Below are 13,066 nucleotides of genomic sequence, written 5' to 3' on the forward strand. Positions count from 1 at the left end.
CAATATTTGATTACTGTACCCGCTCTAGCTTACAGTGATACAAATGATGAAAACTCCCCCGCTCTAAATCAACATAGAGCGCAGGGAGTCATTAGGCGGAATGCCCCGATGATGGAGAGGTGGAACTTGTTTTGACGCGTTGAGATAAAAGGAAACCAAGGATTCCTGCGCCCATTAATACAATAAATAAAGATTGGAAACCACTCATGATACCAATCAATGTCGATGAAATGATACTGCCAAAATATCGAAAGGTAGAGAAAATACCAGATGCCGAACCAGATAAGCTTTGATCAACAGCAGTTAAAGAAGCCATCTGCATACTGGTCATACCAATCCCTGATGAAATTCCACCTGCGATTAGTGTCACGATTAGCAGTGGTAAGGAGGGGTACTGACTCAGTGTAATTAACATGATGCCTGATAAAGTGAGGCAGAGAAATGAAAAGCGAATCATTTTTTTCGCGCCTTTTTTCGGATGAAGTCTAGCCCCTAGCAAACCGCTAAGAGACATACAAAGCGAAAATACCGATAGAATCATACCGCCTTGTGTATGAGAAAGGGCAAGTTGTTGTTCCATAAACAGCGGCATAATAAGAAGGATGGCGTACATGACAAAATTACTTAGCATGATCGACAGATTCGCATTTGTAAATGAACTGTTTTTAAATAGGGACAAATCGATGATCGGATTCTTTACTTTCCGTACATGTTTAAAGAATAAAGGAATCACAATCAATGCTAAAATGCCATAAATTAAATATTCATTTAGTAACTGGCTTTTTGTGCATAGAATGATTGTGGCAATTCCGATGGTTAAATACAATGAACCGATGATATCTACCCTTGCTTGTAAGCGTGTATGCTTTATGTTTGGAATGAGTAAAACACCGGTGACAAGTGTAAGAAACAGAAATGGGATATTCACTAAGAATATGGAATGCCAGTCAAAACTCTGAATGAGAATCGATCCAATAAAAGGTCCAAGTGCGGCACCAATACCAGCACCAAATCCAAAGTAACCCATTGTTTTAGACAGTTTTTCGGGTGATACTGTTGCACGAATCAATGCAATGCTATTCGGTGTTAAAATAGCCCCGCCAGCTGCTTGAATGGATCGAAAGATGATGAGAAATGCTAGATTAGGTGCTAAAGCACAGCCAATCGAGCCGATTAAAAAGAGTGTTACTCCGGTTAAATACATGCGGCGGTGTCCGTATATATCTCCTAACTTACCAGCGATAGGCTGAGTGACCGCCATGACAATAAGATAAATCGTGACAACCCAAGTAATGTTTGAAATGGATTGATCATAATAAGTTGATATGGATGATAGAGCGACTGCGATCATCGTTGAGTTGACCGGAACTAGTATAGCTCCAAGTAACAAAGAATAGATGATCAAGCTCTCTTTTTGTAACCTCAATGTGTATACCACCTTTTGTAAAAAAGAAGAATTCCACCCTTTAAGCGGGAGAAATTCCTCTCATGAAAATGTGTGTGTATGTCTCAATAAAATCATCTTTTTGTGTTAAAACGAGTTGAAAGTCTTGCTCTAGCTGCTGAATAAAAAAACCGAAATACGTACTAATGAAAATGTCTGCATAAATGTCTTCTTTTCCTTTTAAGACATGATGCTGAGCACTCATCTTTTTGAAATATTGTATCAGCATTTCCCTTAGTTCTTGAGGATAAATTTTTTCATGACTGGTCAAATCTTTAAACATAGCCGGTTCTCGCATGCTGATATAAATAAATTCTTTTTTTGAAGTTAAATCTTCAAGGAAATAGGAACCGAGAAACTTTAAATCGGTGTATAAATCGCCTTTAAATTCTGCTTCTAAGGTTTTCGTCGGTGTTGATTTCATTTTCATAATGGCAGCAATGACGCCGCGTTTGTTTTTAAAGTTGCGAAAAATAGTCGCTTCACTGACATTCGCTTTTGTGGCTATTTCTTTGGTTGTGGTTTTTTGATAGCCCTTTTCAGTTAATAAATCCATTGTTGCGCGAATGATTCGTTGATTTGTAGATTTTAACAAGCATACTCACCTCAGGTTATGAATGTGTTTGCAACAAAGTAAGTATACCGATAAAACCTATGACCGCCAATATGACCCAAAACGATAAAGTTAGACACGTGCATGCTGTTTTAATATCTGAATGCGTCCATTGCTACCATCTACTGTCACAAGGTCACCGGATTGAAGTGTTTCAGTCGCTATTCGGGTACCTAGGACAGCTGGCATCATATACTCTCTAGCGATAATAGCTGAATGAGACAAAATGCCTCCAGCATCGGTTATGACTGCTTTTGCATCTCTAAATAAGCTCGTCCATAAAGGTGTGGTTGTTTTGCAAACTAAAATATCATCCTTTTGAAATTGTGAGAATTCCTCAGCACATGTAATGACTTTTACTCTTCCAGAAACAATACCGCTAGATGCGCCAATTCCATAGATCATATCGTTTGTGTTATTTTCATTTTCTCTTAATGAACCGAGCATTTTTTCCACTTGCTGCAATTCAGCTTCAGTTGGGGTGCCCATATAAGCTGGTGGTTGAATGTCTTCATTTTCTTTCATTTCGATTTTTCTTTGTGCAATGACCGTATCGAATGTTGTAGACGTTGTGAGCGCTGTGTGTACCTCCTCATCGTAGAGATACCATAGATCTTCTTGATGAGGAATCGCTCCTTTTTGTACAAGAAGTTCGCCAATTTTTAATAGATATACTCTGGCTTTAGCATCTAACATGGCATCAATGTAGAAGTGATGATCATCACGGATATTAGCGGCCTGTAGGGCAAATTGATAAAGTGTCTCAAATTTTGTTTTAAACGCTTCATCCTTCACTTGGCTCATAAAATGTTCATATGTCTCTTGTCTTTTGATGACGGCTTGTGCAAATTCTTCACCAAAATCACATTGGTATTGAATGTTGTTTCTGATGATATCTAGTATAAACTCAGGGTTTTCCACCCATGTTTCTTCCGTAAGGTCATGACTTTTAACAGATCGCCAGCCATAGACTTGAAGAAACTCCTCTAATTCCAAAATGAAGTGTCTGCCTTTTTCCGAGTGATTGAGTGCATCAAGCAGCTCTGGGTTCTTTTCATGCTTCATAAATGCTTGATGAAGTTCAGGATCTTGAAGGACACTCTTTGCAAAATCAGAAAGCTTCTTGTCTGTTTCAAGAGATTTGTTCATCACGCCTATCAACATCTCATGCAGCAGGACCACTTGTGTTTGATCACCAGTATATGTCACAAGCATGTCTTCGATCATAGCCGATAGAATAACTTGTGGTATGACAATATCAAAATGATCATCGTAGGCTTGTATATAAAAAGCCTTTAATTCTTCGAAGCCGATGATGGCTTCTTCAATGGTCATAGGTTCCTTCATTTGGTGATCGAGTTTTTCGTAAAAGGGAAAGAAATTTTTCTCTAAAATCTCATACATACGTTCACTTAAATGCGGAAATAACTCAAATATGCGCTCATCAAAAACTGGAGCAGCTTCTGCACTCGCTTCAGGCAGTGACGGTGCTGAGTACAGGTGGCCTCTATAAAGCTTGATATTTTTAATATTCAGATCAGGTACTTGATATTTTTCACCATTTTTCTTCATTCCGCTTTTTAATGCTGGGATGATCAGACTTGAAAAGAGAGGACTCGTTGGCCCAGGCATATGATCGTCCATTGAGATCCAGAAATCCTGCAGCTCATCTGGCTGCATTTGAAAAGAAGTACCCGCTGTTTCATCTGCTGCTTTTGAGAGGGCTGCGGTAATCGGCCTGGCTTGAAGTAAATAAAATGTGCCATTTGCTATTCCAAATTCGATATCGACGCTATGTCCATAAAGTGCTTCTACTTGTTTGGTGATTTGCGTGATTTCTACTAATTCGTCATCATTCAGGCAATATTGCCCAGCCATTTCCTCCGTTACTGACTGTTCAATGACACCTTCTTGATAAGGAATAATTTGCAGCTCTTTCGTTCCAAGTGATTTTTCAATAGAAAGTGTCTCTTTGTCTACAATAAATGTGTCTGGTGTCACAAGCCCGGAGACGATTGCTTCTCCTAGTCCGTAGCTTGCTGTCAGCATCATTTCATTTGTTTTTCCCGATACGGGATTCTCACTAAAGATGACTCCGGAGACGTCAGAATGGATCAATCCTTGAACGACAACAGCCATGAGCGGCATCTCTTCCTCGTTTTCATCCATCTCTTCCTTATATTCTGTCACTCTCGCTGCAAAATAAGAAGACCAGCATTCTTTGACAGCCTGTAAGAATTCTTCATTTGTTTTGATATTTAAATAGGTCTCGTACTGTCCTGCAAATGAGGCGCCTTCGAGATCTTCAGCAACAGAAGAGGATCGAACTGCAACTGAGGGATAAGTCTTCCGCAATGATTGAAAGGACGAAAGGAGTTCTGCTTCCATTTGAGAAGGAAACGATGCTTCTTTGATTTTGTTAGCAAGGTTTTGTTCAGTTGGATGCAGGTTGTGATATGAAAGAAAGCTTGAAAAGCTGTTGGTTTTGATAATAAATCCATCTGGGACTGGCAGTCCGTGATTGTTTAATTTAATTAAATTCAGGCCTTTTGCCCCTGCGAGTGCTGCGGATTCTTCAGCCGCATGAAATAAAACTGAATACATGGGAATGCCCCCTTATCCAAATAGCCAATGATTTGTATGTCTCTCTATAGTTTTTAAAATGATAGTGCGCACTATCATTTTAATCATAGGATGTATTGGATGTTACTGTCAAAGACGGAAAGACCTATCTTTACAAAGGGGACATTCTCACTAATTTCCTTCTATATCTATAACAAAAGTCTCCGAACAGAAAGAAAAATAGGTGAAATTGAAAACTGTGAATTGTTCAATATGCCAATCTTTACTATAATCAAGGAAGTAGACCAAGAAGAGGGAGGGTTTTTGTGATTACAAAAGCCATATTTGCACTTGTTTTTCCTTTCCTGCTCGTTATTTTATTTTCAAAGGTTACTTATAATCATTATGTGGGCATTGCATTAACAGCAGCGCTTTTATTTGCCTCGTACATGAAGGGCTATACAGAAACCTACTTTATTGTGGGATTAGATATAATTTCTTTAGTAGCTGGGGCATTATATATGGCTAAAAAAGAAATTGAAAAAAGAGAAAAGGCTGAAAAACATCATTGATGTCATCATCAAGAGCGTGCTAGGCCGAAAGGTGACGTTTTTTAAGCTGTGCTTACGAATTCTAGTGAGTGCAGCTTTCTTTTTGTGATCTTTTTCTGCTCATCGAATATCTCTCACCAAAATGTTCCATACTGAAAGGAAGGTTTTCGTAAGAGGGTTATTTGCCATTGAAGAGAGGGTATGACTGTATTGGAAATAAAAATCAAGTAAGAGCCGAACTTTAGTTCGTATTTTTGTGTTCTTTTATGATAATATATTCATTAGATAGATTTCGTAACGAAACGGAGGCTTTGATGTGAGTGACCGCTTTGAATTAGTTTCTAACTATCAGCCCCAAGGAGATCAGCCGAAGGCGATTGAAAAGCTTGTTGAGGGGATCCATCAGGGGAAACAGCATCAAACGCTGTTAGGTGCTACAGGTACGGGAAAGACCTTTACTGTATCCAACCTGATCAAAGAAGTGAACAAACCGACACTTGTCATTGCGCATAACAAGACACTTGCCGGTCAGCTATACAGCGAGTTCAAGGAATTCTTTCCGAATAATGCTGTCGAATATTTTGTGAGTTACTATGATTATTACCAGCCAGAGGCGTATGTGCCTCAGACTGATACATTTATTGAAAAGGATGCCAGCATCAATGATGAGATTGATAAGCTGAGACACTCCGCTACTTCCTCGTTATTTGAGCGGAGAGATGTCATCATCATTGCCAGTGTGTCCTGTATTTATGGCTTAGGTTCGCCAGAGGAATACCGAGAGCTTGTGCTGTCTTTACGTACTGAAATGGAGATTGAACGCAATCAGCTTCTTCGTAAGCTGGTGGACATTCAGTATTCTCGTAATGATATAGATTTTCAGCGCGGAACCTTCAGAGTACGAGGAGACGTCGTTGAAATTTTTCCTGCTTCACGTGATGAGCATTGTATCAGAGTGGAGTTTTTCGGTGATGAAATTGAACGTATTCGTGAAGTGGATGCACTGACTGGAGAAATACTCGGTGATCGTGAACATGTGGCTATTTTCCCAGCATCTCACTTCGTCACAAGAGAAGAAAAAATGGAAAAAGCAATTATTAATATTGAACAAGAGCTTGAGGAGCAGCTCGAAAAGCTTCGAGATAATGGAAAATTGCTAGAAGCGCAGCGCCTTGAGCAGCGGACAAGATATGACCTTGAGATGATGAGAGAAATGGGCTTTTGTTCAGGAATCGAGAACTACTCAAGGCATCTGACCTTGCGCCCTCCTGGTTCAACACCTTACACATTGCTTGATTATTTCCCAGATGATTTTATGATTGTTGTCGATGAGTCACACGTGACGATCCCGCAAATCCGCGCGATGTACAACGGGGACCAAGCAAGAAAGCAAGTGTTGGTTGATCACGGATTCCGTCTGCCTTCAGCACTTGATAACAGACCGCTCACCTTTGATGAGTTTGAAAAGCATATCAACCATATTGTGCATGTATCTGCCACTCCTGGTCCTTATGAGCTTGAGAAAACCCCAGAGGTTGTGGAACAAATTATTCGTCCAACAGGTTTACTTGATCCAATCATTGAAGTGCGTCCGATTGAAGGTCAAATTGATGACTTAATTGGAGAAATTCATGCTCGGATTGAGAAAAATGAGCGTGTGCTCGTGACTACGCTGACGAAGAAAATGTCTGAGGATCTCACAGATTACTTAAAAGAGATCGGAATCAAGGTCAATTATCTGCATTCAGAAATTAAAACCCTTGAGCGGATTGAGATTATTCGAGATTTACGTCTCGGAAAATATGATGTGCTTGTGGGAATCAACCTTCTTCGTGAAGGACTGGATATTCCAGAGGTGTCGCTCGTGACGATTTTAGATGCGGATAAAGAAGGCTTTTTACGCTCTGAAAGATCCCTCATCCAGACGATTGGCCGTGCAGCGAGAAATTCAGAAGGCCGGGTCATTATGTATGCAGATAAAATGACCAAATCAATGGATATTGCGATTCAAGAAACGAAGCGCAGACGAGAGCAGCAAGAGGCGTATAATGAGAAATTTGGGATTACTCCGCAAACCATCCATAAGAAAATCAGAGATGCCATTAAGGCAACAAAGATACATGAGGAATCGGAAGAATATGAAACAAATGCAGCACCAAAGCTGTCAAAAATGAGCAAAAAAGAACGAGAAAAAGTGATCGAAAAGGTCGAGATGGAAATGAAAGATGCAGCAAAAGCGCTTGATTTTGAAAAAGCAGCAGAATTAAGAGATCTATTGCTAGAGCTAAAAGCGGAAGGATGATTGCCTGATGGCTATGGAACGAATAGAGGTGAAAGGTGCTAGAGCCCACAACCTTAAAAATATTGATGTGAATATCCCGCGTGACCAGCTAGTGGTCATCACGGGTTTATCTGGTTCAGGAAAATCGTCTCTTGCCTTTGATACCATTTATGCAGAGGGTCAGCGCAGGTACGTTGAATCTCTTTCAGCGTATGCGCGCCAATTTCTCGGTCAAATGGATAAACCGGATGTAGATGCCATTGAAGGTCTTTCTCCGGCGATTAGTATTGACCAGAAGACGACGAGCCGGAACCCTAGATCAACGGTTGGAACCGTTACTGAAATCTATGATTATTTACGTCTCTTGTATGCTCGAGTCGGGAAACCTATTTGTCCGATACATGGAATTGAAATTACGTCCCAAACGATTGAGCAGATGACAGATCGTATTTTAGAATATCCAGAAAGAACGAAATTGCAAGTGCTTGCTCCGGTTGTATCTGGCCGCAAAGGAACACATGTCAAAGTACTTGATCAAATTCGAAAGCAGGGCTATGTTCGAGTAAGAGTCGACGGAGAGATGGAAGATCTGTCAGAAGAGATCGAGCTTGAAAAGAACAAGAAGCATTCCATTGAAGTCGTGATTGACCGAATCGTGGTGAAGGAAGGTGTTGCGGCTCGGCTGTCTGACTCCCTTGAAACGGCGCTGCGACTAGGTGAAGGCCGTGTGATGATTGACGTGATTGGACAAGAAGAGCTGTTATTCAGTGAACATCATGCTTGTCCGCACTGCGGATTCTCTATTGGTGAGCTTGAGCCGAGAATGTTTTCATTTAATAGTCCTTTCGGTGCCTGCCCGAGCTGTGATGGGCTTGGCTCTAAACTAGAAGTTGACCCTGAGCTCGTCATTCCTAATAAGGATTTGACGTTACGACAGCATGCTATTGCCCCATGGGAGCCGCAAAGCTCACAATACTATCCTCAGCTTCTTGAGGCAGTATGTACACATTACGGCATCGACATGGACATTCCAGTGAAGGATATACCGTCGCATTTATTCGATAAAATTTTATATGGCAGCGGCTCTGAACGGATTTATTTTAAATATGAAAATGATTTTGGTCAGGTACGTGAAAATGAAATTGAATTTGAAGGCGTTCTTCGTAACATTGAGAGACGCTATAAGGAAACCAGCTCTGATTATATTCGTGAGCAAATGGAAAAATATATGGCCAATCAGCCATGTCCGACATGTAAAGGATATCGTCTGAAAAAAGAAACGCTTGCGGTTCTGATCAATGGCAAACATATCGGAGAAATCACTGATTTGTCTGTCTCTGATGCCCTTGATTTATATGGTGAAATCGAGTTGTCTGAGAAAGATTTGCAGATTGCCCAGCTCATTTTACGTGAAATCAAAGAACGATTGTCTTTCTTAAATAATGTGGGATTAGATTACCTCACATTGAGCCGGTCAGCGGGCACACTATCCGGCGGAGAGGCGCAGCGGATTCGTCTGGCGACTCAAATCGGGTCAAGGCTGACAGGTGTTCTTTATATATTAGATGAACCATCCATTGGTCTGCATCAGCGTGACAATGACCGGTTGATCGGGACATTGAAAAACATGCGTGACATCGGGAACACCCTCATTGTCGTAGAGCATGATGAGGATACGATGCTGGCCGCTGATTATTTGATTGATATTGGACCTGGAGCAGGAGTTCATGGAGGAGAAGTGATTTCAGCTGGGACGCCGGAAGAAGTCATGAAGGACAAGAAATCTTTAACAGGACAATATTTATCGGGTGAGAAATTTATTCCGCTGCCGATCGAAAGAAGAAAGCCTGACGGCCGCTACATTGAGATCAAAGGTGCAAAAGAAAACAACCTGAAAAACGTCAATGCGAAGTTTCCTCTAGGCGTCTTTACAGCTGTGACCGGTGTGTCCGGCTCAGGGAAAAGTACGCTTGTGAATGAAATTCTATTAAAATCACTTGCGCAAAAACTGCACAGAGCGAAGGCGAAGCCAGGACAGCACAAAGAGATCAAAGGAATGGATCACTTAGATAAGGTGATTGATATTGATCAATCTCCAATCGGCCGTACGCCGAGATCCAATCCAGCTACGTATACAGGCGTATTTGATGATGTGCGGGATGTGTTTGCACAAACCAATGAAGCAAAGGTACGAGGCTATAAAAAAGGCAGATTCAGCTTTAACGTCAAAGGCGGACGCTGTGAGGCGTGTCGTGGAGATGGCATTATTAAAATCGAAATGCACTTTTTACCTGATGTGTATGTGCCTTGTGAGGTGTGCCACGGGAAACGTTATAACCGCGAGACACTTGAGGTCACATATAAAGGGAAAAACATTGCCGATGTCCTTGAAATGACTGTGGAGGACGCACTCCAATTTTTCGAGAATATCCCGAAAATTAAGCGGAAACTTCAAACGATTTTTGATGTTGGGCTAGGATACATTACACTTGGACAGCCTGCGACGACATTGTCCGGGGGAGAGGCGCAGCGTGTGAAATTAGCATCTGAGCTTCACCGCCGTTCAAACGGAAGGTCTCTTTATATTTTAGACGAGCCGACAACAGGTCTGCATGTGGATGATATTGCCCGTTTATTAAAAGTGCTTCAGCGTTTGGTCGAAAACGGAGATACGGTGCTAGTGATTGAGCATAACCTTGATATTATCAAGGCTGCTGATTACCTCGTTGATCTCGGACCAGAGGGCGGTGCAGGCGGCGGAACGATCATTGCCTCTGGGACTCCTGAGCAGATTGCAAAAGAAGAAGCTTCTTACACTGGTCAATACTTGAAGCCTATTTTAGAACGAGACCGTGAACGAATGAAACAGTTGGTCAAAGAAACAGAAAGTGTAACGTCATCATAAAAAAACCCTCGTTAAGAGGGGTTTCAGATTGTTGACAAAGGGCTAAAATGATGTTTATTTTAGCCCTTTGTCTTCTTTTCAGTGTGATAGAAAACCTTTGAAGTCTAGGAAGGATGAGCACTGGCGCGGAGCGAATTTGACATTCGGGAGCACCAGCGCGCAGTCCTGACAAAAAATGCGAGGGTTTGCCTACACGCTGAAACCCCTCGTTAAGAGGGGTTTTTCTTTTATTGCGCATCTTCCTTCGGCATTAAATGACTGAGTTGCGTTAAATCCTTTAAAATATGGGTGCTGCTGCTGTCGAGCAGTACTTTTAAATAACGGATATCACCATACTTTGGATGAGACGGATGAATGGTCTCAAGCTCCCTGATCATATCGCTGTTCATGCTTTTCTGTTTCTGTATAAGGTCTAAAAGCGTTTGAGCCGTGTGGTTAGTATTATGATGATCTGTCAAAATAATTACCCCCTATAATGATAATCACCATCTTTTCAACATATTTTAAAGGGTAATCCGTGAAGAATCTATACTTAGGTGCAAAAAGATATAATTTGTGTCTAAGGTCATATGTAATTCGAATGATTTTGAAACTTTTGATACGCAATAAACGTATGAGTGAGAAAGGAATTTTCATCATGAAGGAGCGAATATATGAATAGAGATCAGTCGATCATTGCATCTATTTGTTATTTTAGTGTATTTTTTATGCCGTTTATTGTACCGATCGTGGCATATTTTGTAGTTGATCAAAAGGAAACGAAACGGCACGCGATGCGGGCATTGTGGTCACACCTTTTGCCAGTCGCAGCGTGCGTGATACTGGTTTTTGGATCTATCCCATTTTTATTGGCGACACAGGCAAGTGACTCACTTATTCCAGTGATCACGATGCTCATCTTGTCCTTTTTAGTCGCCATTGGCTTTTTGATCTCTGTCATTTGGAATATCATTCAAGGTATTAAAGTACTTCAATCCATCAAATCGTAGGAGGGCTTTGTATGAATGAAAAAGAACGCATTTTAAAATTAGTAGAAGACGGGACATTATCGGCAAAAGAAGCGATTACGCTGCTTGAAAAACTAGAAGAAAGTCAGTCTGTTTCATTAGAAAAGTCTACAGCTGATCACACCTTTCATGAAGAAAAAGCTGGCACAGAGAGCAAAGGAACTGGTACTGAAAATCTTGGTGCAAAGCTGTTTGGCTGGTTAGATTCTGCGGTGAAAAAGGTGAAAGACGTAGATCTTGATTTAAACTTTGGACAGTCGGTCGACGTTGAGCACATTTTTCAGTTCAAAGACGCCACGCTCTCTCATTTAGATATTCAATTGGCGAACGGCAGTCTCAATGTGATGCCTTGGGACGATGGGGATATTCGTGCAGAGTGCCATGCGAAAATCTACCGTGCAGAGGACGGAGAGCAGGCAAGACAGCAATTTCTCAATCAATTGGACTGCGGCCTGGAAGGGGATAAATTTTTTATACGGACCGAAAAGAAGACGATGAAAGTCAATGTCACTTTATATGTACCTCGTATCCAATACGATAAAATCAAGGTTAAACTGTTTAATGGTCCGATTCGCGGGGAAAAGCTAAAGACAAAAGAACTTGCTGCGAAAACCACCAATGGTGTTGTCTCTTTTGCCTCGTTACAGGCAGAAAAGGTCGGAATTGAAACAGCAAACGGACAAATTAAACTGGCGGATCACGAGTGTGGTATGATTGAAGTAGAAACCATCAATGGGCTCATTGACCTGCGCGGGAAAAGTGAATCAATTGATGCCCAAAGCTTTAACGGAAACATTGCTGTTCAGCTGTCGGATGAAAAGTGCCGTTCCATTTATGCGAAAACGACAACAGGCAGTGTGGACGTCCAGATCCCGCGTGCGTGTGCAGTGACCGCTGAACTGAAAAGCAATCTTGGGTCTATTTCTCATGATTTGCTTGATGCAGAGATGATTAAAGAGAAAAATGAAACATTACAAAAAGAGAAAATGATCAAAGCCAATCAACAGGCAGTGAACAGTATATCCATTTTTGCAGAAACAAAAACAGGTTCAATTCAAGTAAAGCACCAATCAGACAAGGAGTGATTCTACATGAAGAAGCTTTATCGTTCAGCAACAGATAAAAAAATAGCGGGTGTTGTTGGTGGACTTGCCGAATACTTAAGTGTCGATGCATCCCTGCTTCGCATTTTAACGGTCATCATCGGATTTTTGACAGCATTTATGCCTATCTTCCTGGTCTACTTCATCTGGTATTTTGTTGTTCCGGAAGAAGGCACTAACTAAATGCTTAGATGGATCGTCAGTATTTTAGTAAATGCATTACTTTTAATCGTCATTGCTGGATATTTTGATTCAGGCATTCTGCCAGGGCTCGGAAGCGTATATATTGAAGGGTTTGGGGCAGCCATTGTCGCAAGTATCATTTTATCCTTGCTCAATATTTTAGTGAAGCCGTTTTTGATCATTTTAACGCTTCCAGTAACCGTCCTTTCACTAGGATTGTTCTTGTTTGTGATTAATGCCATCACATTGATGATGACATCGAGCTTTATGGGTGATAGTTTTAACATTGATGGGTTTGGAACGGCCATTTGGATGGCTGTCATTTTATCCATTTTCCATCTGTTGATACAAAAAGGAATTGTGGAGCCGTTAGCGAAAAAAAGCTAACGGTTTTTTTGTACCATTTTGTATCGTTTC

At 41.1% G+C, this 13,066-nt stretch carries 11 protein-coding genes; 7 read left to right on the forward strand and 4 right to left on the reverse strand.

Going from position 1 to position 13,066, the window contains the following annotated elements:
* Positions 1 to 91: 91 nt before the first annotated feature.
* The 3 genes from ACP7A0_RS07960 to ACP7A0_RS07970 form a co-directional block, all read right to left on the reverse strand.
* A complete protein-coding gene (locus ACP7A0_RS07960) occupies positions 92 to 1,426 on the reverse strand; it encodes an MFS transporter (protein WP_106039043.1) in 1,335 nt (444 codons plus the stop codon).
* 40 nt (positions 1,427 to 1,466) lie between these two features.
* Positions 1,467 to 2,039 (reverse strand): TetR/AcrR family transcriptional regulator, encoded by a 573-nt coding sequence (locus tag ACP7A0_RS07965; protein WP_060597371.1) that lies wholly within the window; start codon positions 2,037 to 2,039, stop codon positions 1,467 to 1,469.
* A 90-nt stretch (positions 2,040 to 2,129) separates the two neighbouring features.
* The gene (locus tag ACP7A0_RS07970; RefSeq protein WP_375566400.1) at positions 2,130 to 4,661 is read right to left on the reverse strand and encodes a PEP/pyruvate-binding domain-containing protein; all 2,532 of its coding nucleotides are present in this window, start codon (positions 4,659 to 4,661) and stop codon (positions 2,130 to 2,132) included.
* Positions 4,662 to 4,945: 284 nt separating this feature from the next.
* On the opposite strand from ACP7A0_RS07970, the gene ACP7A0_RS07975 reads away from it, so the two are divergent.
* The 3 genes from ACP7A0_RS07975 to uvrA all read left to right on the forward strand — a co-directional run bounded on the left by ACP7A0_RS07975 (position 4,946) and on the right by uvrA (position 10,356).
* Positions 4,946 to 5,191, forward strand: a complete 246-nt coding sequence (locus tag ACP7A0_RS07975; protein WP_012011392.1) for a CsbA family protein — start codon at positions 4,946 to 4,948, stop codon at positions 5,189 to 5,191.
* Positions 5,192 to 5,486: 295 nt separating this feature from the next.
* Positions 5,487 to 7,472, forward strand: a complete 1,986-nt coding sequence (gene uvrB, locus ACP7A0_RS07980) for an excinuclease ABC subunit UvrB (RefSeq protein WP_034660110.1) — start codon at positions 5,487 to 5,489, stop codon at positions 7,470 to 7,472.
* A 7-nt stretch (positions 7,473 to 7,479) separates the two neighbouring features.
* Positions 7,480 to 10,356 carry an excinuclease ABC subunit UvrA gene (gene uvrA, locus ACP7A0_RS07985; protein ID WP_060597368.1) on the forward strand — a complete coding sequence of 959 codons (2,877 nt, stop codon included), beginning with the start codon at positions 7,480 to 7,482 and terminating at the stop codon, positions 10,354 to 10,356.
* Positions 10,357 to 10,583: 227 nt separating this feature from the next.
* On the opposite strand, the gene ACP7A0_RS07990 is transcribed toward uvrA, so the two are convergent.
* Positions 10,584 to 10,814 (reverse strand): hypothetical protein, encoded by a 231-nt coding sequence (locus tag ACP7A0_RS07990; RefSeq protein ID WP_034660106.1) that lies wholly within the window; start codon positions 10,812 to 10,814, stop codon positions 10,584 to 10,586.
* Positions 10,815 to 11,009: 195 nt separating this feature from the next.
* Here ACP7A0_RS07990 and ACP7A0_RS07995 point away from each other — a divergent pair, with 195 nt between their 5' ends.
* Genes ACP7A0_RS07995 through ACP7A0_RS08010 form a run of 4 tightly spaced genes read left to right on the forward strand, consistent with a single transcriptional unit; the run spans position 11,010 to position 13,036 of the window.
* The gene (locus ACP7A0_RS07995; protein WP_034660105.1) at positions 11,010 to 11,345 is read left to right on the forward strand and encodes a DUF4870 domain-containing protein; all 336 of its coding nucleotides are present in this window, start codon (positions 11,010 to 11,012) and stop codon (positions 11,343 to 11,345) included.
* 11 nt (positions 11,346 to 11,356) lie between these two features.
* Positions 11,357 to 12,448, forward strand: a complete 1,092-nt coding sequence (locus tag ACP7A0_RS08000; protein WP_106030548.1) for a DUF4097 family beta strand repeat-containing protein — start codon at positions 11,357 to 11,359, stop codon at positions 12,446 to 12,448.
* Positions 12,449 to 12,454: 6 nt separating this feature from the next.
* Complete coding sequence (locus ACP7A0_RS08005) at positions 12,455 to 12,649, forward strand: PspC domain-containing protein (RefSeq protein ID WP_060597366.1); 195 nt, start codon at positions 12,455 to 12,457, stop codon at positions 12,647 to 12,649.
* Positions 12,650 to 13,036 (forward strand): phage holin family protein, encoded by a 387-nt coding sequence (locus ACP7A0_RS08010; protein WP_024423577.1) that lies wholly within the window; start codon positions 12,650 to 12,652, stop codon positions 13,034 to 13,036.
* The last annotated feature ends 30 nt before the right edge of the window (positions 13,037 to 13,066 follow it).

The sequence above is a fragment of the Bacillus sp. DWP3-1 genome, assembly GCF_049896565.1.
In the GTDB taxonomy this organism is placed as follows: Bacteria; Bacillota; Bacilli; order Bacillales; family Bacillaceae; genus Bacillus.